The following is a 20,597-nucleotide window of genomic DNA, read 5'->3' as shown; positions in this document are numbered from 1 at the left end:
GAGTGTGAACTATGGTTAATGTGGAGCCAATTATAATTGATAATTATACGTTTATTGCGGTTAGCGTGAAACTTCCAAAGACGAATTTGCTAGCTGTAATGAGCGATAAAGGATATATTATGTGTGGTGCATTAGATGTAGGTCTTTTAAATGAGAAATTAGGTGATCGAGGAATTATTGCTGGCCGTGCGGTTGGTGTAAGAACGATTGAACAACTTCTTGAAGCGCCACTAGAATCGGTAACGACTGGAGCTGAAGCGTTAGGAATTCCAGTAGGAACGATTGGAAAAGAAGCATTATTAAAAATGAGATAAGCATATATCGTCCCTCCTTCTTGCATAGAAATGATATAAGAAGGAGGTTTTTTTATGAGTATATTTCGCTCGAAAAACTCGCGGTTTCGAAGGGGACCTATTGCCTTTCGGTATATACTGCTTATGTCGTTTATTCTTTTTGTTATATTACTTACGCAAGGGTTGTGGATTGTGAATAATAGTATTCAGCCGACCTTAATTAAATATGGGGAAGTAGAGACACATAAAATGGCGACAGCAATTATGACGAAGGCGGTAAAGGATAGAATTAATGAAGGATTCGATGTCGATTCATTAATGAAAGTACAGAATGATAAAAACGGAAAAGTATCCACAATTAATTTAAATACGAAGCAAGTAAATGAAATCGTAACGTCAACGACCACGTACATAGAAAAATATTTGCAACAAGTAGAACAAGGAAAGTTGAAGGAGCTAGGTATTTCTGAAAAAAACGGGGCGACTATGGCAGTTCCTTTTGGACGTGTAACTGATAATGCACTTCTTGGTAATATAGGACCAGATATTCCGATTCAGTTCACGCCAATTGGGCATGTGAATACAGATATTAAACAAAAAATTGAGCCGCATGGAATTAATACTACAGCGATTCAAATTGTTATGGAAATGGAAGTAACATTGCAAGTAATTATTCCATTTCATACGAAAGAGATAACTGTGAAACAAAATGTTCCGATTGCGACGCGTATCGTTCAAGGGGAAGTGCCTACGTATTATGGAAGCGGAAGTGTTGCTGTACCTGATAAAAAGAAAACAGATAGTTAGTTGCATATAAAGTGAAACTCGGCTGAGCCGAGCTGTTACTGGATAAAAAATAACCGTAGCAATGCAGCTACGGTTATCTTTTTGTATTTGCTCGTTCTTTGCGTTCCCAAAGGCTTAAATGCATGTATGGATCGAAGGCCCATTCTGTATAGCCATTGTCTTTATATATGCCAAAATGTAAGTGGGGTGGGAATTTTCCGGCTGTACCAGGAGGTCCATAACCAGTGCTACCAACAAATCCAATTACTTTTCCTGGCTCAACAATTTGTCCAAGCTGTATTTCTTTTGAGAACCCGCCTAAATGAGCGTAATAATGGTAATTGTTATGAAGGTCACGAATACCAATGCGCCATCCACCAAGGCGGTTCCAGCCTTTTGTTTCAATAATGCCATAGCAAGTCGATCTTACTGGCACGCCATATCCGGCGAAAATATCGGTTCCTTCATGAATTCGTCTTCCGCCAAAACTTCTTCCAGCGCCGAAAGTACTACGGTAGCTATGGTCACTACGAATCGGAAGAGGAAAAGCATTTCCTTCTAAATTAATACGTCCATAATGTTTATAAATTTGGGCGTACTCGCTAATTAAATCAACTGTTTTTGCACGTCTATAATATTCCCAAAGCATAATTTTAATACGGTCTTCTGACGTTCCTTGTTTCCTTAAAATAGTCGCTGCGGTATGCAGAAGATCACGGTCGCTATTTGCATTTGCAAATCCATCTTTGTCACCATCTAAACCTATTCCGCCAAATAGAGAAATTGTATGGGGGAGAGTATCGTTACTATTAACAGGTCCAGCCCATATTTCTGGTTTGAAATAAAGGGAAATGATGGCATCTGGTTTTTTTGGAATATCTTTTCTTACGCTCCGTATATTTCTTTCATATTGATCCATTGCAGCTAAGTAATACCATGGAATGCCTGAAGACTGCTCGGTTTCTTTATATAGTGCTATGCGCTTTTCGTATATGCTTTGCTGATTATCTTCACCGTAAGCGATGTTTTGGTGGAGAAGAAAACAAATAGAAAGCAAAAGAGAAATTTTTCGAAGCATGAAATAGACTCCTTTCACAACATCACTCTTTTTAGTGTGGGATATACGGAGTATTTCATTATAGGGAACGATTGGAAAAAATCTTAGAATCTTCATTTGAGCAAATCGCTTTCATACGTTAGAATAGATATGTTACATTGAAAGAAGCGAACACGGTAAACTATTTCATATTGTGCGGAGTTGATAACCATGACAAAACAAACAGAATATAAGCGCAAGCCCGAATGGTTGAAAATTAAGTTAAACACGAATGAAAACTATACAGGCTTAAAGAAAATGATGCGTTCTAAAAATCTTCATACCGTTTGTGAAGAGGCAAAATGTCCGAATATTCATGAATGCTGGGCTGTAAGAAAAACAGCAACATTTATGATTTTAGGTGCGGTTTGTACACGTGCTTGTCGTTTTTGTGCGGTTAAAACAGGCTTACCAACTGAGCTTGATTTACAAGAACCAGAACGCGTAGCAGATTCAGTAGTACAAATGGGCTTAAAGCACGTTGTTATAACAGCGGTTGCACGTGATGATTTAAAGGACGGCGGAGCAGCTGTTTTTGCTGAAACAGTACGAGCAGTACGTCGTAAAAACCCATTCACGTCTATCGAAGTATTACCATCTGATATGGCTGGGGTAGAAGAAAACTTAAAAATGTTAATGGATGCAAAACCAGATATTTTAAACCATAACATTGAAACAGTACGTCGATTATCTAACCGAGTTCGCGCTAGAGCAAAGTATGACCGTTCATTAGAGTTTTTACGTCGAGCAAAAGAAATGCAGCCTGATATTCCAACTAAATCGAGCATTATGGTCGGCTTAGGTGAAACAAGAGAAGATTTAATTGAAGCAATGGATGACTTACGTGCAAACAATGTGGATATTTTAACTCTTGGACAATATCTACAACCATCTAAGAAGCATTTACCAGTTATTAAATATTATCCACCAGCAGAATTTGCAGAGCTTAAAGAAATTGCACTTAGCAAAGGATTTAGCCACTGTGAAGCTGGCCCACTTGTGCGTTCTTCTTACCATGCGGACGAGCAAGTACGTTCTGCAAAAGAAAAAACAGCAGAAGCTAAATAATGAAAAAAGAGAGCTAACGATCAGCTCTCTTTTTGTTTGTACTCTAAAACGGTATTTGTACATGTTAATAAAATCTTTTTTAATTCTTCTGTGGATAATTCAATTGTAAATTCAGGTACACCAGGTGTAATTAAAATTTTATCGTACGTATAAATAGCGTTATCCACAATAATTGTTACATCGTGTGAATATCCGAAAGGAGCCACACATCCCGGCGTACAACCAGTTTTGTCTCGCAGTTCATCAGGAGAACAGAGAGATAAGCGTTCTCCTGTTAGTTCTTTCATCTCTCCCCGGTTAAGCCTTGTGCCCTCTAACGTAAAAAATACGTAATAATCTCCAGACTTTGATTTTAAAAATAAGCTTTTACTTGGAGTGCCTTGTAAGCCAAGTCTCTCGCGTACGATCCGATCCGTCTCATAATCGAGTACTGGTTCGTGTTCGAATTTTTCATAAGAAACATTTGTTTTATGTAGTAAAGCAAGTACGTCTTCGTACATATGAAATGATACCCCTTTCTATTGTTAGAACAGTCTCTTCTCGTGGCGTCAACTGAATGTTTTGGAAAGGGATATTACTTGGACGATGCTTCCCATAAGCGTGTTATGATACATTGTTCGTCGATTGTAATTTCGTAAATATCAGGATTCGTTAAAGTTCTCCATTCATTAAAGCCAATCGTATGATCAAAATGCTTTAAAATGAGCGTAAGTAAATTGCCATGTGTAACAAGTAGTGTTGTCGTATGGTTTAATTGTAAAACGTCTTGAATAAGCGATATGGCACGGTCTGTTGCTTGTTTTGTTGACTCTCCGCCTGAAAAGGCAATATCTATATTCGTAAAAGTGGATTCTAGTTTTTGCATCCAATCATCCATTGGAACGTTGCTCAATATGCGTTCAGTTAATCGTTCATTTTCTTGGATAGATAAGTTAGCTTGGAGTGCATAGGGCCGAATGGAATCGATAGCTCGGACAAATGGGCTTGAAATAATATGATCGATTTGTAGAGTATTTTCTAAGAGGAATGTAGCAAGGGTATTTGCTTGGTCTTTTCCATCGGTCGTTAATTCAGCATCACATTCTTGCCCAGTTGCTGAACAATGTCGTATTAAAATAATTTTCTTCATAATTCATCCCCATCTTTCAAGTTGACGCTATATACTTCGACAAATGTGGAAAAAATTCCTTTTTATTGGAAACAGCATATGGATTTAAATATGTGGAAAAGTAATGTGGATAATAAAAAATTGAGGTGCAATGATGAAAAAAATGATATGTATCGTATTCATTATTTGTTTTCTTGCGCAATTGTCCACAACATATGCAGAATCCAACCGAAAACTAAATTATCCAAGCAATCAAAATAAGTCATTTGTGAGTGGGGATGTTTTTTATAAACAGTTAGATAAGAAAATTTATAAAGAGTACAAAAATGCAGCATATAGTGTTCGTAAAAAAATTTCATTTAAAGAAGTGGCTGATGAGGAATTTTCTTTCCTGCAAAAAACAGCTGTCGGTTGTCGAAGTAGAGTGGTGCTTCAAGATTTTTTTGTTCACCCTGATCGCCAAGTCTATTTTTTCGCTTCTTTTACTCAAAATGAAGTAGAAGCGTTTCATAAGTACATCGTTATAGATGCAGAAACAAAGAGGGAGCTGCAAGAGGGCAAAAGTTATCATCCATATAAAAAATAAACCACCAATTTTGGTGGTTTATTTTTTACTCCGGTACACTCATTAATTTCTCTTTCATTTTGCGAATAAGAACGACAGCGCCAATTGTACACAGAAGTGTAATTCCTTCGGCAACGAAGATGTTGATTGTTTTTGTTTGGTAAAGTGCCGCGAAAAAGTCTACAAATGCGTGGAATAGTATAGCGTATACTAGGAAGATGTATTTCTTCTGTTTTACTGCGTATAAAACAAGCATTGTAAAGGCGATTTGAAGCACGAGTGCCATAATTCTTTCTAAGCTACCAAGGAAGTATAAGTAGGCAGGTTGCTGAATTAACATGTCCTGTAAAATACTGAGCTCGGGTTTTTGTTCAATCAGTCGAGAGAAGCTACCATCGTTAATAGAATTAGCAAAAATTAATGCTTGTAATGCAGAAAAACCGCCAATTAAAATAGATTCAATTCCGCCGTGACCAATTCCATAAGCGAAGCCATCTTTATATTCTAGATATTTTTTTAGTAAGAAGAAGAAGGCAACGAAGCGTCCTAATTCTTCAAAAATACCAGCAGTCAATCCGCCATAAATTGCGAAGACAAACGGATTTTCTAAAAATGGAGCGATTGTTGGATTACCGCGCATAAATAGGTGGAATGGTGTTTCAAGAATTTGGGTGAATCCGATAAAGATAAGAACACCAACGCCGACTACTTTCCAATTAATATTATATTTTTTACGGAAATAAACGAGTACGATAATTGGGACCAGAATCGAGACAATGAGTTGAAAAATGATGCTGGCAATTACAGTATTTGAAACCATACTTTCACCGCTTTCTAATATATGTACATATCTATTATGCATGAAATAGGGGAGAGATGAAACTTTTAGAAAGAAAATGAATTTACTTATTGACTCTAACGTTGCGTCATACTTTATCGTATGTACTAAGGGGGAGATACAAATGACAATGAGAGTAAAAGAAGTAGCTGATTTAGTTGGAATTAGTGTGCGCACACTGCATCATTACGATGAAATTGGGTTGTTAACCCCAGATGAGACGACAGAGTCTGGATATCGTCTGTATTCCAATGAAAATTTAGAGACATTGCAGCAAATTTTGTTTTTTAAAGAGCTTGGCTTCCCTTTGAAGAAAATTAAAGAGATTATCATGAGTCCATCATTTGATCGCGAAGAGGCACTACAGCTTCATAAGAAGATGCTTCTTGAAAAGCGTGCCAGATTAGATAAGGTGATTGCGACGATTGATAAAACAATTCAGCATACAAAAGGAGAGATTGAAATGACGAATAAAGAGAAATTTGAAGGATTCGATTTCAGCCATAACCCATATGAAGAAGAAGCACGTGAAAAATGGGGAGATGCAGCTGTAGATAAAGCGAACGAATATGCAAAAGGTATGTCAAAAGAGAACCAAGAGGAGTTTAATGCTATTTATAGAAATTTAGCAACGCTTAGACACGATGCACCAGATTCTAAAGAGGCGCAGGCAGCTATCAAAGTATGGTACGATTACTTGCAAAACTTTAGTCACTATTCATTAGACGCTTTTAAGGGACTCGGTCAAATGTACGTCGCTGATGAGCGCTTTACGAAAAATATCGATAAGTTTGGCGAGGGGTTAGCGCAGTTTATGTGTGATGCGATGGAGATTTATGCGGATCGTAATAAAAAATAAAAAGTAAAACAGGTGGAGGTTCTCTCCACCTGTTTTACTTTTTAATCATATTATTTAAAGTCTGATCCCCCGTATTGTTCAAATGAGGATTTTTACTCATTTCACGTTTTAGCATATCGAGGCTTTGCGTATATTCTGTATCATTTAATGCGCCAGATTGAAGCCCTTGAATTTGAGAAATTAACTTTTGGTCTGTTGATACATATGCTTTATAATAGCGAGGGACGATGGACAAAGCGGTTTTATATACTTGATCTGCTACGAGTTTTGGATCCGTTGTGTTTGCACGGTATACAACAAATACTTCATCATCGGTAACGAGTGTAGCAGCGTTTGTAACGTCAGGAAGTTTGACTGTCATGCTTGTAATCATTTCAGCGACTTTCTCGCGATTAATGGCCCCTACTTGTTTGTTAGATACTTCATGCTTTTGTTTAGAAGAATAACCGACTCTTGTGAGTCTTGTATTTGTATTTTTCGTATGATACATGTCGTTTTTATTGGAAACAAGAACACGGCTTCCTTCTTCACGTTCCATTTCAGCTTTGTTCGCTGATTGGCAGCCTGCAAATAAGGAAAGAGTGAGAAGGGAAAGTAAAATTTGTTTTTTCACGATGTATCACCTCCTTCTCCATAGCATGTACTAATTTGCAATTTTTTGTATTTGAAATTGTTGGTTGTTATGCTTTGTGATACGATAAAAAGAAGAATGCTTAGAGAGGAAGTTAATGATGGAGCAAAAGCAAGAGCAAGAGATTCATGCTACGGTGAGCATTAATAATGTTCAGTACGAAGTAATTAAAAACTTTCGTGACGGTTTTAGTGAAGAAGCATTTAAAGAGCGCTATGCAGAAATTTTAAATAAATATGATTATATCGTTGGAGACTGGGGATATGAGCAACTTAGACTGCGAGGATTCTTTGATGATAGTAACCAACGTGCGACATATGATACGAAAATTAGTACGTTAACGGAGTATTTATACGAGTACTGTAACTTCGGTTGTGCACACTTCGTATTACGAAAAGTGAAGAAATAAAAAAATCCTCTTACAATTGTAAGAGGATTTTTTACATATTCTCGCTTATAAACAAATCGAGATATGATCGCCTTCAGAAAGTATTGCATTTGGTTTCATTTGTTGTCCATTTAATTGAATATCCCCATTTTTAATTTTATCCACAATGCGTGTACGGCTCCAGTCGGAAATATATGTGGATAAGGCTTTATCAATGCGGTGGGAACCGAAAACGATATCTAATACGATCGTGATTTCAGCTACGCCACTTTCTTTATGTTGCGTAATAGAAATAGTAGTACTTGTTTCTGTTTGATCTTGCTGAGTCATATCAATCGTTTCAACGTGATCAGTAAATGATTTATAAATACGCAGTTTTTGATTCCACGTATGATCTTTCGAACATTTATAAATGGCAAAGCGGTATATGTTTTTTCCATTGGCGTTATGCCTACGAATATTCGTATCAGTAAATAGGGTAGTACGTCCGCAATTTTTACAATATTTTTCGATTGTGTGTTGCTGATTTTCATATAAACTCCAAGAAAGTTGTACTTTCTGCATTTTCCTTCACCTCTTATAGTAGTGGCAAAGAAACGTAATACAGCTATTTGGATGTCTTGTAGTATGAAGACATGAGAAAAAGACAAAAATAAAAGGAGGTTCCCCAAAGAGGAACCTCCGTAAACATCATACTACAGATGCAATACGTTCCTTTGTAATGGGAATGGGCAGACTACTCCCTTGAAAAAGCGTGGTGCTTTTTTGAGAGTAATGCTATCCAATTGCTGGTCCATTACAAAGTAAATGTTGGCATACGTAGATAACGTCCTTTCTATCCAAATAGATTTATTCTTCATTATAACATATAATACTGAAAATTCGAAATAATGAAGGCGGAAAAACACCAGCTAAAATAGCTGGTGCATACGATAAATTATATAAGTTCAAATAAAAATGAGCGTAATTCTTCTGCAATTTCTTCAGTCATAGAAAATGCGTGCTCTAAGTAGCCTGGTTCGTTTAAATCGTCAGCACCGATAATTGCAAATTTATTACTTTGCATATCAAGTACAATTGTTTTACCGTAATGACGATCGGAGTATAAAAGCGCTAAATCGTGACGCTCATTTTCTCCCATAAAGCTAACGAAACGAGTTTTTGTAGCGACAGTGTCGTCGTACAGAAAGAAACGTTCTTCCATACACATGGCTCCTTTATTAAATATCTAAGTTTAAGTGTGGTTTATGATCTAAATGGTGATGTGTTTTAATGAATCGTACTGTTCTTGTTTTGTAACGCATTACGATAGAGTATGTTTCAGCTAAATCTCCGCCAAGGAATTTAACACCGTCTAATAACTCACCAGCAGATACACCAGTTGCTGAGAAGATTGCATCATCCCCAGATACTAAGTCATCTAACATAAGAAGTTGACGAGGGTCTTCTAATCCCATTTCACGACAACGAGCTTCTTCTTCTTCGTTCATTGGAACTAAGCGAGCTTGCATTTCACCTTCAAGGCACTTTAATGCTGCTGCAGAAATAACACCTTCTGGAGCTCCGCCAATACCTACGAATAAGTCGATACCCGTTCCAGGTAGTGCTGTTGCGATTGACGCACCAACATCACCGTCACCAAATAATTTTACGCGTGCACCTTTTGCACGAACACGGTCAATAATATCTTGATGACGTTCACGTTCTTGAACGATAACCGTTAGGTCACGAATCTTTTTATTGTTAGCTTCTGCTACAATTTCAATTGTTTTTTCAATTGGATCATCTAAGCTAATTTTACCAGCTGCTTTTGGACCAACCGCGATTTTTTCCATGTACATATCAGGAGCATGAAGAAGGTTCCCTTTGTCTGCGATTGCAATAACTGCCATTGCATTTGCAAGACCTTTTGCAACGATGTTTGTACCTTCTAATGGATCAACGGCGATGTCTACTTCCGGACCGTTACCTGTTCCTAGTTCTTCACCAATATACAACATCGGTGCTTCATCAAGTTCTCCCTCACCAATTACAACTGTACCTGCCATGTTTACTGAATCGAACATATCACGCATTGCTGTAGTTGCTGCATCATCTGCTTCATTTTTCTTTCCGCGGCCCATCCACTGTGCGGATGCTAAGGCTGCTGCTTCTGTTACACGGACAATTTCTAGTGCGAGTTCACGTTCCAAGATTCCATTCCTCCAATTTCAAAAATCATACAAATATAACTATAACAAATAACGGAGAAAAGGTGAATTCGAAAAATTGTCGATTTTTTCAGAAGAAAGCGTTACAATTAAAATGTAAATGCTTTAATTTCCAGGTAGGTGACATTCATGTATTTTGTAGACAGAAAGAAAATAGAACAAATGCTAGTATGTTTAGAACGAGCAACAAGTACATTTCAAGAGAAAAAGATATATGAAACCGAGTTTGAATTTTACGCATTAGAGCGCATAGCCCATCTTATTATTGATACTGTATTAGATGTAGGAAATGCGATGATCGATGGATTTATTATGCGCGATCCAGGAAGCTATGAAGATATTATTGATATTTTAATGGACGAGCGAGTGATAAGTGAAGAAGATGGCCAAGGGATGAAAGAAATTATCCTTCTTCGAAAAATGCTTACGCAAGATTATATTCAAATGAATCATGATGAATTATATAAGACGATTCAAAAACATATTGCAGTGGTGGAAAAGTACCCAGCAAATATTCGCAGTTATTTAGAAAAGGAATTAGGACCTGTATCTGCATTTGTACCAGAATAATTATGCTTATAAGATCCCCAGAGAATACCTTTTGGGGATCTTATATTGTATGTGAGAAAGAAAAGGGAGAAGGGTGAAGTATGGGGGAAGCACGTACTACGAAAGACGAGATTGTACAATTGTTGAAAGTAAAGGGAGAGCACACAGTAGCTGAACTAGCTGACGTTTTAGAGATTACAGAAATGGCAATCAGAAGACATTTAAGTAATCTTGAGAAAGACGGACTCATTTATTCTAAGATGGTAAGGCAACATGTCGGAAGACCAACTTATTTGTATGGATTAAGTGAAAAGGGAGAAGATACATTCCCGAAAGAGTATAAGCAATTTGCGATTGATATGCTAGAAGATTTAGCTCGAATGGGCGATGAAAAAATACTTCGTTACGTTTTAAAAGAGAGAACGAAGCGAATGGAAGAACAGTTGCAAAAGAGAGTAAGTAATCAAAAGAATTTAGCATATAAAGTGCAAGAGATAGCAGCTATGCAAGAGAAAAATGGTTATATGGTTCAAATAAAGAGAGATGGAGAGAACTCTTTCGTAATTGAAAAACAAAACTGTCCGTTAAAAGAAATTGCAGAGAGATTCCCGCAAGTATGTGAAGATGAAAAAGAGATGTATAAGCGTTTATTTACGAACGCAGATGTGAAAACGCTAGCAAACATGTGCGAGGGCGATTGTAGTTGTTCTTACCAAATAAAAGAGAAAAAATGAACGTTATGGGGCGCTTTAAGGTAAAGCGTTTTTTTCTTTGGAAAAAGCGGGTAATATAAGAGTGGTATGATAGGTGAGAACGTTAGCATAGAAGGAGAGACATAATGATGTATAAAGGTTACTTAATTGACTTAGACGGTACGATGTATCGCGGAGAAGAACAAATTGAAGAAGCGAGCGACTTCGTAAAAGCTTTAGGAGAGCGCGGCATTCCTTATTTATTCGTTACGAATAACTCAACGCGTAAACCAGAACAAGTGGCAGAAAAACTTGTTCGTTTCGATATTCCAGCGAAAGCAGAGCAAGTATTCACAACGAGTATGGCGACTGCGAACTTCATTTATGAACGTAAACAAGATGCAACTGTATATATGATTGGTGAAGAAGGCTTACACGATGCACTTGTGGAAAAAGGATTTGAACTTGTGGATGAAAATCCTGATTTCGTTGTTGTTGGTTTAGATCGTGACATCACATATGAAAAGTTAGCAAAAGCGTGTCTTGCTGTGCGTAACGGCGCAACGTTTATTTCCACAAATGGGGACATTGCCATCCCAACTGAGCGCGGGTTATTACCAGGTAACGGTTCATTAACATCGGTTGTAGCAGTATCGACAGGTGTGGATCCAATCTTTATCGGAAAACCAGAATCAATCATTATGGAACAAGCTTTAAAAGTTCTTGGTATAGGAAAAGATGAAGCATTAATGGTTGGGGATAACTATGATACAGACATTTTAGCAGGAGTAAATGCTGGTATGCATACGCTTCTTGTCCACACTGGAGTCACAACTGTGGAGAAGTTAACAGAATACGAAGTTCAACCGACGCAAGTTGTGCATAACTTGACGGAGTGGATTGAGAAGATGTAATGAAAAAAGCTGTTCCAAACTTTGGAACAGCTTTTTTTATTTCGTTGTGACTAGTGTCGATTTTTGTCGGTAATTCGATATATTTGAAAAATCGCCGATATAATCTGAGTTACGCCGATATATTAAAAAAAATCGCTGATATAATTTTATTAGAATGCACGATTCACAACGTCTTTTACTTCTTCAAGATATTGTTTACGCACATCATTATCCACAGAAGGGACACTTGTATAGAATGTATGCTCAAGTGTTTCAATACCTGTAAATTCAAAAATACCAACATCCGCTGTTTTCTTCATTGCATCAAACATGCCGCCTGCTGTGTATGCCTCTTTCGTATTACCCATTGTAGATAATAACAATCCTTTTTTACCGCTTAATAACTTTTCAATGCCGTTTTCACCGTAAGCATAAGCAAATCCATGGCTAAACACACGGTCAACGTATCCTTTTAAAATAGCAGGAAGTCCCGCCCACCAAACTGGATAAATAAATGTAATGCTATCAGCCCAAGAGATATGCTCTTGTTCTTCTTTAATATCTTCGGGTGTATTTCCTTGAGAAAATGAGATGAAATCGGAAGCGCCTAATACTGGATTGAAGTTTAATTCGTATAGATCGCGAACGCGTACTTCATGACCTTTTTCTTCTAATTCACGTTTTACCGTTTCTAAAATTGCATGGTTGAAGCTTTCTGTATTTGGGTGTGCATAAACGATTACATGTTTCATTGTTCTTCCTCCTATTTGTGGATATGTGAATAGCTATTTGTATATCTGTAACCATTATGGTTACTACCTTTATAGAAGTCAAGTAATACATATGTATGTATAAAAAGACGCTCGAAAATCGCCTTTTTATACCCCGCTCATACAAAGTACAAAGAAGACGAATAAAATGATAACAATACCAATGCCAAAGTTAAATACGAGAGTACTATCCATATATGTAGCCTCCTTGTTTGAAAGTAAAAAGCACTCTAGTTAAGAGTGCTTTTTTTATTTTGAATCTACTTTATAACTTTTAGAGAGTGATTCATGCGTGTAATGATTTACATTATTTTATGTATTTATACTTTGAAATGAGTAAGTCCTTGTTAGATATAGAAAAAAGACACTCGTTCGAGTGTCTTTTAAGATGACAAAATGTGCCAATTGCTTGAGGTTGATAAGACGCTAATTTCCGTGTTAACGCCTTTTCTTTAATCAAGAAGTGTAGCAACAGCGATTCAAATAAATTGTACCATCTGTTTAATCGCGGTGCGTATGCAATTGTGCATATTATGATCATGAGGTAGGTAATGAACTGTGAATAATTTGAAGTGATTTATTTACGATTTCTTCTGCGGCATATATGCCGATTGCGTCTGTTTTTAAAATATGGGGTTGTAAGTTATCATGCATTGCCCCTAACTCACCATGAAGTGGTGCGAAGGCATGGTTCGCCTTTTCAAGCATACATAAATCAAGTAAAGAATCCCCAGCTGTAATAATCGTATCTATTTGCAAAATTTCTTTTATATATTGCACGGCGTCCCATTTATTAATTGGTTTTGGTACAAAGTATAGCTTTCTACCTTGAAGTGAATGATTCCAGCCGTGTTTGTCTAACCAGGAAGTGAAGGATGATAATTCATCATAAGGAATGTTCTCCCGTTTAATAATGCAATAATGGAATAGATCATCAGCTGTTTTTTGTGATATAACCCAATCTTTATGAGCTATTTGTCCAAATTCCTTTAGTATGTCGTTTCTCTCTATACATTCAACCGATAGTCTTTCTTTTACTGTCCTGTTCCAAGTCCCATCTTGTTTCCCGTTATGAAGGATATTACCGCCGTTACTTGTAATGGCGTATTCGGGAATGATTTCGTTTTGGAATAAAGCAATACGCTGAAACTGCTCAATAGTTCTTGTTGTAACTGGGATGAAATGTGAGTGCAGTTGTAATTTTTTTAGTAGTGAAATGGTTTTATGTGATATGAAAGAAATTTCTTTTCCATCTAAAGTTTCAATGAGTTGAATTGATTCATCTTCTATAGGGGCACGAAACGATTTCCGGGAATAAATAAGCGTTTGATCAAGATCACTGGCGAAAATCATATTGTTTCCTTCCTAAGAGGCTTAATGAGCCCGCAACATGAATAAGCCATATTCTCATAGATTTCAATAGGGACATTCTTTTCTTTAGCGAGAAGTAAAATATGCTTTAAATCGGGATTGTTTTGCTGGCGTATTAAAATTTTCCACGGTATTCTCCGGAGTAATACGCGAGTTGTTTCACCGACTCCTGGCTTAATTAAGTTAATATCGTCAATTTTAAAGTGATTTTGGATAGACTGTATATCTTTTAATCCTTGCCAAGAGGGATCAGTGTAAGTTGAAGTAATATAACGTAATTGATTATCTATATGAGAATGAACAGAAGGGAATAAATCTGTTACCTCATCAACGAAGAAATTTGATAAATCTTCTTGTTCTAGCTCTTTATAATATTTAACACCATGAAAATCATTTGGACGGATATAGGTGTCATTTAGTACAGTGCGGCTAATTAGTCCAGAGACTGTTGCATTTAAGCAAGCGCTAGGAATAAGAAAATCTTCACGTGTACCGTAAATTGAAGTACAGTAACCGGGATCAGCAAGCACAGCCATACAATGAGAAATGTGTGTATTATTTCGTTCGTTAAATGTGTGTACTGCATATTCTAATTCTTTTTTTATTGCACCTTTCCCAGTCCATCCATCAATGAATTGAATTGTTTCTTTAGGGTGATGTTCTAAAATATAATGGAGTGCATTTTCATCAATACCGCGTCCGCGAACAATAGAAATACAATAGTGAGGTACATCAAGGTTGTATTGATAGCGTATGTAGCGTTTGATAAGAATGCCAATAGGTGTACCAGCACGAGCTAATGAAACGAGGACAAGGTTAGTTCCTTTAGTTTGTATAATCTGTTCGGCGACAACTCCAACAGCGATGGCTAGTTTGTGTTTGTATTGTTGCAGGGAAGAAAAGAATAAATCCATATACGCTTTAGATGGTTTATATTCCATTGGTAACATTTCGGAATAATGTGTGCCAGCTTGAATTGCTTGTTCTCTAGTTTCCGTGGAACTTTCTTTCATTAAATCACTAATATCTTTTAATAGAAAAATAGCATCATTTGGATTGTAACTACTAATATGAGAATTTACTTTTACCATAATTATCAACCTTCCTTTTCTATACTATTTGAAAATGAGACGATATGAATAAAGGGAATAACTGTTTGTAACTGCTGTAGAAGAGGAAACAGGGCTTTTTCTCCTAAATCACGCTCAATAAAAACAAATACTTCATCGTAATCATGAGGTGAAATATTATAAAAGTAATTTGTAATAGTAGAATCTTCAGGACTTGGATATGAGAAATGGTTATGAATGGCATAGTTCACATCATTTGAAACAGGATGGATAGGGCTTCTTGTTGTAGATTGATATAAAATATTTTCACCCATTTCAGCAGCAATTTTCATTGGGATATACATAAATTCACCCGTTCCGAGACAGAGTGTTCGTTTTCCAACTCTTTCTCTTTTTAAAGCTTTTCCTGCTTCTTGAGCGAAAGAATGAATGTGCTTTTGTTCATATGCTGAAATGCCAAATCGCCCAGTATATTTTATATAATTTGATGTATAGGGTGATTTTGGGCAGGTAAGGGCATGCTTTTTGAAATCAGGTTTTATTTCTTTAATTTGAATATCTGTTTTTGCAATATTTAATGGTTGGCCAGTTGTATGAATACTGCCTTCTAATAAAGAAATAACATGAATCTTAATTTGAAGTTCTTCTTCTAATTGTTTAAATTGTTTTCTATTAGTATGAGAACGCCAGTCTAATAAAGAAGCAATTATATATTCTCCTCTTGGGAATTTATTTTGAATAGATCTAATAATATTTAATGCTGTTTTTCCTGTTGTCATCTCATCATCTACGAGAACAATTGGATTGTTATTTTGAAAAAAGCTTTCATCTACATAACAACGGTGCGATGTTGCATGAGAATGTTCTTCCTCAAATGTAATGACAGATTCTAGGTGGGGTATCGATTCCCTAGTTGTATGCACATACTTTGCATTTTGAAAGCATTGAAACATAGAATGACCAAGTGCTGTCGCTGTTTCAGCGAATCCGATGAACAAAACTTCTTCTTGCAGAGGATATTGATAACGAAATACTTCCTCTGGGATTTCATCAATTTCTAATGAAATGAGATTTAAAATTTCTTTTTGAAATGGATGAGAAATATTATGTAGTATTTCCATATATCTTGCAGCGAGAGCAACTCCACTTGATAGGGAGACTGCAGGTTTAATAGGAAGATGCTTTCCAAGGATTGTACTCACAAATAAAAAACTACGTTTCTTATTTATTCTCGCAGCCATTTGAAAAAGCTTGTCTAGCGCTAAATTATATGGATTATCACGTACTTCTACATGGACTTGTATATTATTTAAAACGTTATACGTGTTGCTTTGCGTTTGTAATAAGGAGATCGGTGAATTGTTTGTTTTCATGTAGCACCCCGTAAATATTAGATTTTAAAATGGTTTTGCGAGCCCAGCCATAATGAGGTTTTACTTCATTCATTTTGTTAGAAAAACTGCTTTTTAGCACTCCATTATACGTATCTGCATTTTGTAAAATTGATCTCGCATCTAAATAATCTTCCATTGTGACAATGTGCATTGCCTGTACAACTTTAATATGAGATGGGTGAATAACTGTCTTTCCGATTAAGCCATTTGCATGGTCAAGTGATACCTCTTGAATAAGCCCTTCTTCATGATCATTAGAAAAATATTCCCATACACATCCTGAAATAATATATTCATTTGTTGCCCTTGAGAAAACGTTAATAATGTCTGAAATACAATCACGGACAACAGTAATATGATAGATAGGTGTGTATTTATTGCGCCGAATACTAAATATACTTGAAAAATCAGTAGCACCAATACGTACATTTAAGATGTAATCGTGATAAGAATCTAGTAAATCCTTTATTTGTAATAATGATTCTGCCCGTGTTTCCTTATACATAATTTCGGGTGATTCTAAAATCGGCATGCCATATAGCGATAATGAGTATAACTCGTTTATATATGCAAGCTGATCGATATAAGTCTTTCCGTTAATCGGTGTGAATTTTGGAAAGACAAAACCACATAAACAATGAACAGCACTACCTAATTCAGTAACAATTGTCTTCATTTGACTTGGCTGTCGAACTCTAATAAAAAGAAGTGGGATGTCTGCTTGATTTAGTATGTTGGCACTGACTAAGTTAGCGATTTGCTGTATTTGAACGACGATGTTTTGCTCTGCAAGTTTTACTTCCTCATCGCTGATAGCATCCTCTAGACAAAGAATAATTGAGATAGCATCCACATGTTTCCTTCTAATTATATCTTCCGCAATCGTTTCTTTCGTGCCAGAAGTATATAGTGTAGCGCCTAGTGCGTAAGCTAGTTGTTCTTTCCCTATATTTTTTGAAAAACTAAGAGGTTCTTTATAGAAAAAATTTTGCCGTTCTTCTAAGGAGAGGTAAGAAAAGTAATTCACATTGTCACCACCTTATTCGTAATGATTCTGTTTAATCGTAACATAATAAGAAAAATCTTCCATTAAAATGAAGCGATAAATAAAAAAAACATATTGAGAAAGATGAATTATAAGATGAATATCGAATATTGTTAATAGAAATATAATAGGGGGAAAGAGAAAGTGGATATACATAAGTTAACAGAGGAAGAAGCAAATGAGATAAATACGTGGATGTACGAGGAACCATATAGTTTATATAGTTTTTCAGGCGAGAAAGAAGTAATAGAAGAGCTATTAGATGGAACTTATTATGGCTGTTGTGATGATCAAGGAGAGTTCATCGGCTATTTTTGTTTTGGAGAAAATGCACAAGTACCGGGTGGCAGAGATGCTAATTTATATGGTGGAGAAGAAGCGATTGATATGGGACTTGGTATGAAGCCGGCGTTAACTGGGAAAGGAATGGGGAAAGAATTTTTCCAAGCTGGAATAGCGTTTGCCACGAAAGAGTTTAACGCAAACATGTTTCGATTAAGTGTAGCAACATTTAATACAAGAGCGATTACGTTATATAAAAATATCGGATTTAAGCAAGGGCTTATTTTTTTGAGCCGCGGAAGAGAATTTATGCTTATGGAATACGAAAGACCGTCAGCATGAAACTGACGGCCTAGAAAACATTATTATTCTGAGTGCTCAGCTCGGTGCGCTAAACGGCTTGATGCAGCGGCAGCGATTCCGCCAACGATATCATCAAGGAACGTGTGCACCTTTCCAGTTGATTTATCATTTAAGTATTCTAAAATACCAGGTTTTAATTTATCAATATATCCAAAGTTTGTGAAACCGATAGAGCCGTACACGTTCACGATAGAAAGTGCGATAACTTCATCAATTCCATATAAGCCTTCATCACGTTTTACAATATCTTGTAACGGTTCACTTAGCATTCCTTTTTCAGCAAGGACATCAAGTTCGATACCTGTAATCAGTGCGTTTTGTACTTCACGTTTTGATAGTACACGTTCTACATTGTAACGGCATTCTGACATCTCTAAATTTGGATGGTATTTTTTTTGAAGAAAATGAACAAGTTCAGCAATATCGTCAATTGTTACACCGCGTTCTTGTAATAGTTGTAATGCTCTTTCTTGTAGTTGATTTGATTCTTTCATGTTTATCACCTTTTTTTCTTTTTAGTATTTGTATACGTTTCGTTGCTTTATCATGTGCATAGGAATGAAAGGCGAGCACAAGCTCATATATATAAAGAAAAACCATAGGTGGCGACTGCGATGATTCAGCATATTTATGAGCATTATCACATGCATGTTAAAGAATTAATCCCCCTTGGCCCCTATAAAAGCTTTTGGATTCGCAACAAAATTTATGTACTTGTTCCAATTGGAGAAATGGAGGAAGAAGTACTTGTAGAGATGAAAAAGCTCAGTGATTATATGAACCAGCAAGGGGATATAACTGTAGCGACTTTCGTTCCGACTATACACGGCTACTATGTAAGTGAGATAGAAGAACAAAATTATTGCTTATTAAAAGGTATGCGCACGTTAGAACGACATGCTATGTCATTAGGAAATGAACTTTCTATATTCCATAAACGAGGTGCATTCTTTCCAGAAGAAATCGAGCAATTAAGCCGCATTGGTGAATGGAAAGCGTTATGGGAAAAGAGACTCGATCAGTTAGAAAAGTTTTGGCAATCGCAAGTGATGAACCACCCTACAGACGTATTCGATCAATTGTTTATTGAATCCTTCCCGTATTACTTAGGAGTTGCAGAAAATGCCATTCAATATGTTGTTGATACAGAAATGGATGATACGCCGCAACTAACGGATGCAGCGACAATTTGCCAAGAACGATTCACACCTTTATTATGGCATCAAACGAAGCGTCTCAAACTCCCTTTTGATTGGGTGTATGATCACCCAACTCGAGATATAGCAGAATGGATTCGCTATATGATGATTGAAAAAAAGAAAGACTGGGATCAAACAATCGTTCAATTTGTTACAGATTATGAACGAAATTACTCGCTGTCCTCATTTGGTTGGCGCTTATTATTTGCAAGGCTCCTGTTCCCGCTTCACTATTTTGAAACGGTCGAACGATATTACCAAACTGGAAACGAAGAACAAAAAAGCATATATAGAGATCGCTTAGAAGCCATTTTACACGATGTGAACCGCTCAGAGCAATTTATGAAGCATTTTTATGGCTCACTTCGTTTACCAGTAGATAAGCTCGGGATTAGAAAATTAGATTGGCTATCTTAAAAATATAAAAAAGAGACCGAGTGAGGTCTCTTTTTTATATACCACAATTTTATGTAATACATTATGCCCCTACCTGCTGATCTGTACATATATTTAAAACGAATTGATGCCTTTCGAGCTTTTCATTTACTTTACCTAATAATTCTTGCTGGATTTCTTTAAATAAAAATTGATAGCTTGTATTCCATGTTGGTATAACGGATGAAAGGCCTAATAAATACTCTTTTTTCTTTTCTAGGTCTTGAATTGTTACAAAAGTGTTCCCCATTTTTGGCATTTGTCGTCCCCCTATGTTTTTTTACTGTATATGTGTGAACGATTCACTATATAGTATTAATTATCGCATTTTTTGAGAAGGATTTCCAATTTTGTTTTATGATGTTAACGGATAAATGTGATTTGAATAAAAAAAGGAGACCAAATTTGGTCTCCTTTTAGAAGGCGATTCTGAGCGAGCCGCTTCCGCTTTTAGATTAAAATACTTGTTCTACTTCGATAACGCCTGGTACTTCTTCAAGTAACGCGCGCTCGATACCAGCTTTTAGTGTGATTGTAGAACTTGGGCAGCTTCCGCATGCACCCATAAGGCGTAGTTTTACGATACCTTCTTCAATGTCTACTAATTCAACGTCTCCGCCATCGCGAAGTAAGAATGGACGTAATTTATCTAATACTTCTAATACTTGTTCTTGCATATGTGGGTTTTCCAT

General features: G+C 36.4%; 27 protein-coding genes. 11 read left to right on the top strand and 16 right to left on the bottom strand.

The window, feature by feature from the left end; all coding sequences use genetic code 11:
* The first annotated feature begins 11 nt into the window (after positions 1–11).
* Together ATL10_RS17625 and yunB are read left to right on the top strand one after the other, a co-directional pair.
* Positions 12–314 (top strand): YunC family protein, encoded by a 303-nt coding sequence (locus ATL10_RS17625; protein WP_000248467.1) that lies wholly within the window; start codon positions 12–14, stop codon positions 312–314.
* A 54-nt stretch (positions 315–368) separates the two neighbouring features.
* Positions 369–1,100, top strand: coding sequence for a sporulation protein YunB (gene yunB / locus ATL10_RS17620; RefSeq protein ID WP_089171937.1), 732 nt, complete (start codon positions 369–371; stop codon positions 1,098–1,100).
* Positions 1,101–1,173: 73 nt separating this feature from the next.
* Here yunB and ATL10_RS17615 read toward each other — a convergent pair whose 3' ends face one another.
* Positions 1,174–2,157, bottom strand: coding sequence for a M23 family metallopeptidase (locus ATL10_RS17615; protein WP_110497255.1), 984 nt, complete (start codon positions 2,155–2,157; stop codon positions 1,174–1,176).
* Positions 2,158–2,346: 189 nt separating this feature from the next.
* Between ATL10_RS17615 and lipA the strand changes: the two genes are divergently transcribed.
* Positions 2,347–3,243, top strand: a complete 897-nt coding sequence (gene lipA, locus ATL10_RS17610) for a lipoyl synthase (protein ID WP_000166367.1) — start codon at positions 2,347–2,349, stop codon at positions 3,241–3,243.
* A 20-nt stretch (positions 3,244–3,263) separates the two neighbouring features.
* On the opposite strand, the gene ATL10_RS17605 is transcribed toward lipA, so the two are convergent.
* Entirely contained in the window at positions 3,264–3,743 is a 480-nt protein-coding gene (locus tag ATL10_RS17605) for a YbaK/EbsC family protein (RefSeq protein ID WP_000272748.1), read from the bottom strand.
* 74 nt (positions 3,744–3,817) lie between these two features.
* Positions 3,818–4,372, bottom strand: a complete 555-nt coding sequence (locus ATL10_RS17600) for a histidine phosphatase family protein (protein ID WP_090978057.1) — start codon at positions 4,370–4,372, stop codon at positions 3,818–3,820.
* Positions 4,373–4,505: 133 nt separating this feature from the next.
* Here ATL10_RS17600 and ATL10_RS17595 point away from each other — a divergent pair, with 133 nt between their 5' ends.
* Positions 4,506–4,937 carry a hypothetical protein gene (locus ATL10_RS17595; protein WP_000738182.1) on the top strand — a complete coding sequence of 144 codons (432 nt, stop codon included), beginning with the start codon at positions 4,506–4,508 and terminating at the stop codon, positions 4,935–4,937.
* 25 nt (positions 4,938–4,962) lie between these two features.
* On the opposite strand, the gene ATL10_RS17590 is transcribed toward ATL10_RS17595, so the two are convergent.
* Positions 4,963–5,778, bottom strand: a complete 816-nt coding sequence (locus ATL10_RS17590; RefSeq protein WP_002094186.1) for a YhfC family intramembrane metalloprotease — start codon at positions 5,776–5,778, stop codon at positions 4,963–4,965.
* Positions 5,779–5,878: 100 nt separating this feature from the next.
* Between ATL10_RS17590 and ATL10_RS17585 the strand changes: the two genes are divergently transcribed.
* A complete protein-coding gene (locus tag ATL10_RS17585) occupies positions 5,879–6,613 on the top strand; it encodes a MerR family transcriptional regulator (protein WP_000178777.1) in 735 nt (244 codons plus the stop codon).
* A 34-nt stretch (positions 6,614–6,647) separates the two neighbouring features.
* On the opposite strand, the gene ATL10_RS17580 is transcribed toward ATL10_RS17585, so the two are convergent.
* The gene (locus ATL10_RS17580) at positions 6,648–7,226 is read right to left on the bottom strand and encodes a YhcN/YlaJ family sporulation lipoprotein (RefSeq protein WP_098329385.1); all 579 of its coding nucleotides are present in this window, start codon (positions 7,224–7,226) and stop codon (positions 6,648–6,650) included.
* Positions 7,227–7,341: 115 nt separating this feature from the next.
* On the opposite strand from ATL10_RS17580, the gene ATL10_RS17575 reads away from it, so the two are divergent.
* Entirely contained in the window at positions 7,342–7,653 is a 312-nt protein-coding gene (locus ATL10_RS17575; protein ID WP_000970508.1) for a YutD family protein, read from the top strand.
* 45 nt (positions 7,654–7,698) lie between these two features.
* Here the strand turns inward: ATL10_RS17575 and ATL10_RS17570 are convergent, their stop codons facing one another.
* The 3 genes from ATL10_RS17570 to glpX all read right to left on the bottom strand — a co-directional run bounded on the left by ATL10_RS17570 (position 7,699) and on the right by glpX (position 9,824).
* Entirely contained in the window at positions 7,699–8,196 is a 498-nt protein-coding gene (locus ATL10_RS17570; protein ID WP_001174588.1) for a hypothetical protein, read from the bottom strand.
* Positions 8,197–8,569: 373 nt separating this feature from the next.
* Complete coding sequence (locus tag ATL10_RS17560; protein WP_000392611.1) at positions 8,570–8,836, bottom strand: DUF3055 domain-containing protein; 267 nt, start codon at positions 8,834–8,836, stop codon at positions 8,570–8,572.
* 16 nt (positions 8,837–8,852) lie between these two features.
* Positions 8,853–9,824 carry a class II fructose-bisphosphatase gene (gene glpX, locus ATL10_RS17555; RefSeq protein WP_000439090.1) on the bottom strand — a complete coding sequence of 324 codons (972 nt, stop codon included), beginning with the start codon at positions 9,822–9,824 and terminating at the stop codon, positions 8,853–8,855.
* 147 nt (positions 9,825–9,971) lie between these two features.
* Between glpX and ATL10_RS17550 the strand changes: the two genes are divergently transcribed.
* The 3 genes from ATL10_RS17550 (at position 9,972) to ATL10_RS17540 (ending at position 11,997) form a co-directional block, all read left to right on the top strand.
* Positions 9,972–10,412 (top strand): DUF86 domain-containing protein, encoded by a 441-nt coding sequence (locus ATL10_RS17550; RefSeq protein WP_000274010.1) that lies wholly within the window; start codon positions 9,972–9,974, stop codon positions 10,410–10,412.
* Between the two features lie 80 nt (positions 10,413–10,492).
* Positions 10,493–11,125, top strand: a complete 633-nt coding sequence (locus ATL10_RS17545) for a helix-turn-helix transcriptional regulator (RefSeq protein ID WP_000503347.1) — start codon at positions 10,493–10,495, stop codon at positions 11,123–11,125.
* A 107-nt stretch (positions 11,126–11,232) separates the two neighbouring features.
* Complete coding sequence (locus ATL10_RS17540; RefSeq protein WP_000276470.1) at positions 11,233–11,997, top strand: TIGR01457 family HAD-type hydrolase; 765 nt, start codon at positions 11,233–11,235, stop codon at positions 11,995–11,997.
* Positions 11,998–12,146: 149 nt separating this feature from the next.
* Here ATL10_RS17540 and ATL10_RS17535 read toward each other — a convergent pair whose 3' ends face one another.
* The 5 genes from ATL10_RS17535 to ATL10_RS17510 all read right to left on the bottom strand — a co-directional run bounded on the left by ATL10_RS17535 (position 12,147) and on the right by ATL10_RS17510 (position 17,608).
* The gene (locus tag ATL10_RS17535; protein WP_000683411.1) at positions 12,147–12,728 is read right to left on the bottom strand and encodes an NAD(P)H-dependent oxidoreductase; all 582 of its coding nucleotides are present in this window, start codon (positions 12,726–12,728) and stop codon (positions 12,147–12,149) included.
* A gap of 555 nt (positions 12,729–13,283) precedes the next feature.
* Complete coding sequence (locus ATL10_RS17525) at positions 13,284–14,099, bottom strand: HAD family hydrolase (protein WP_000575379.1); 816 nt, start codon at positions 14,097–14,099, stop codon at positions 13,284–13,286.
* Complete coding sequence (locus ATL10_RS17520; RefSeq protein ID WP_090978050.1) at positions 14,096–15,208, bottom strand: cysteine protease StiP family protein; 1,113 nt, start codon at positions 15,206–15,208, stop codon at positions 14,096–14,098. The genes ATL10_RS17525 and ATL10_RS17520 overlap by 4 nt, the downstream gene beginning before the upstream one ends.
* Before the next feature lie 5 nt (positions 15,209–15,213).
* On the bottom strand, positions 15,214–16,560 hold the full coding sequence (locus ATL10_RS17515; protein WP_110497253.1) for a phosphoribosyltransferase family protein: 1,347 nt from the start codon (positions 16,558–16,560) through the stop codon (positions 15,214–15,216).
* Positions 16,505–17,608 carry an HpcH/HpaI aldolase/citrate lyase family protein gene (locus ATL10_RS17510; RefSeq protein ID WP_110497251.1) on the bottom strand — a complete coding sequence of 368 codons (1,104 nt, stop codon included), beginning with the start codon at positions 17,606–17,608 and terminating at the stop codon, positions 16,505–16,507. The genes ATL10_RS17515 and ATL10_RS17510 overlap by 56 nt, the downstream gene beginning before the upstream one ends.
* Before the next feature lie 162 nt (positions 17,609–17,770).
* Here ATL10_RS17510 and ATL10_RS17505 point away from each other — a divergent pair, with 162 nt between their 5' ends.
* Positions 17,771–18,250 (top strand): GNAT family N-acetyltransferase, encoded by a 480-nt coding sequence (locus ATL10_RS17505; RefSeq protein WP_090978046.1) that lies wholly within the window; start codon positions 17,771–17,773, stop codon positions 18,248–18,250.
* Between the two features lie 23 nt (positions 18,251–18,273).
* On the opposite strand, the gene ATL10_RS17500 is transcribed toward ATL10_RS17505, so the two are convergent.
* The gene (locus ATL10_RS17500; RefSeq protein WP_000665103.1) at positions 18,274–18,765 is read right to left on the bottom strand and encodes a phosphatidylglycerophosphatase A family protein; all 492 of its coding nucleotides are present in this window, start codon (positions 18,763–18,765) and stop codon (positions 18,274–18,276) included.
* A 120-nt stretch (positions 18,766–18,885) separates the two neighbouring features.
* On the opposite strand from ATL10_RS17500, the gene yutH reads away from it, so the two are divergent.
* On the top strand, positions 18,886–19,887 hold the full coding sequence (gene yutH / locus ATL10_RS17495; RefSeq protein WP_000614216.1) for a spore coat putative kinase YutH: 1,002 nt from the start codon (positions 18,886–18,888) through the stop codon (positions 19,885–19,887).
* A gap of 61 nt (positions 19,888–19,948) precedes the next feature.
* On the opposite strand, the gene ATL10_RS17490 is transcribed toward yutH, so the two are convergent.
* Together ATL10_RS17490 and ATL10_RS17485 are read right to left on the bottom strand one after the other, a co-directional pair.
* Positions 19,949–20,164 (bottom strand): carbonic anhydrase, encoded by a 216-nt coding sequence (locus tag ATL10_RS17490; RefSeq protein WP_097924591.1) that lies wholly within the window; start codon positions 20,162–20,164, stop codon positions 19,949–19,951.
* 196 nt (positions 20,165–20,360) lie between these two features.
* Positions 20,361–20,597 (bottom strand): NifU family protein, encoded by a 237-nt coding sequence (locus tag ATL10_RS17485; RefSeq protein WP_000431159.1) that lies wholly within the window; start codon positions 20,595–20,597, stop codon positions 20,361–20,363.

The organism is Bacillus sp. 196mf, from assembly GCF_003217275.1.
GTDB classification, from domain to species: domain Bacteria; phylum Bacillota; class Bacilli; order Bacillales; family Bacillaceae_G; genus Bacillus_A; species Bacillus_A thuringiensis_S.
Note: the sequence above shows the minus strand (reverse complement) of the source record. Positions and strands in the feature narration are given on the sequence as shown.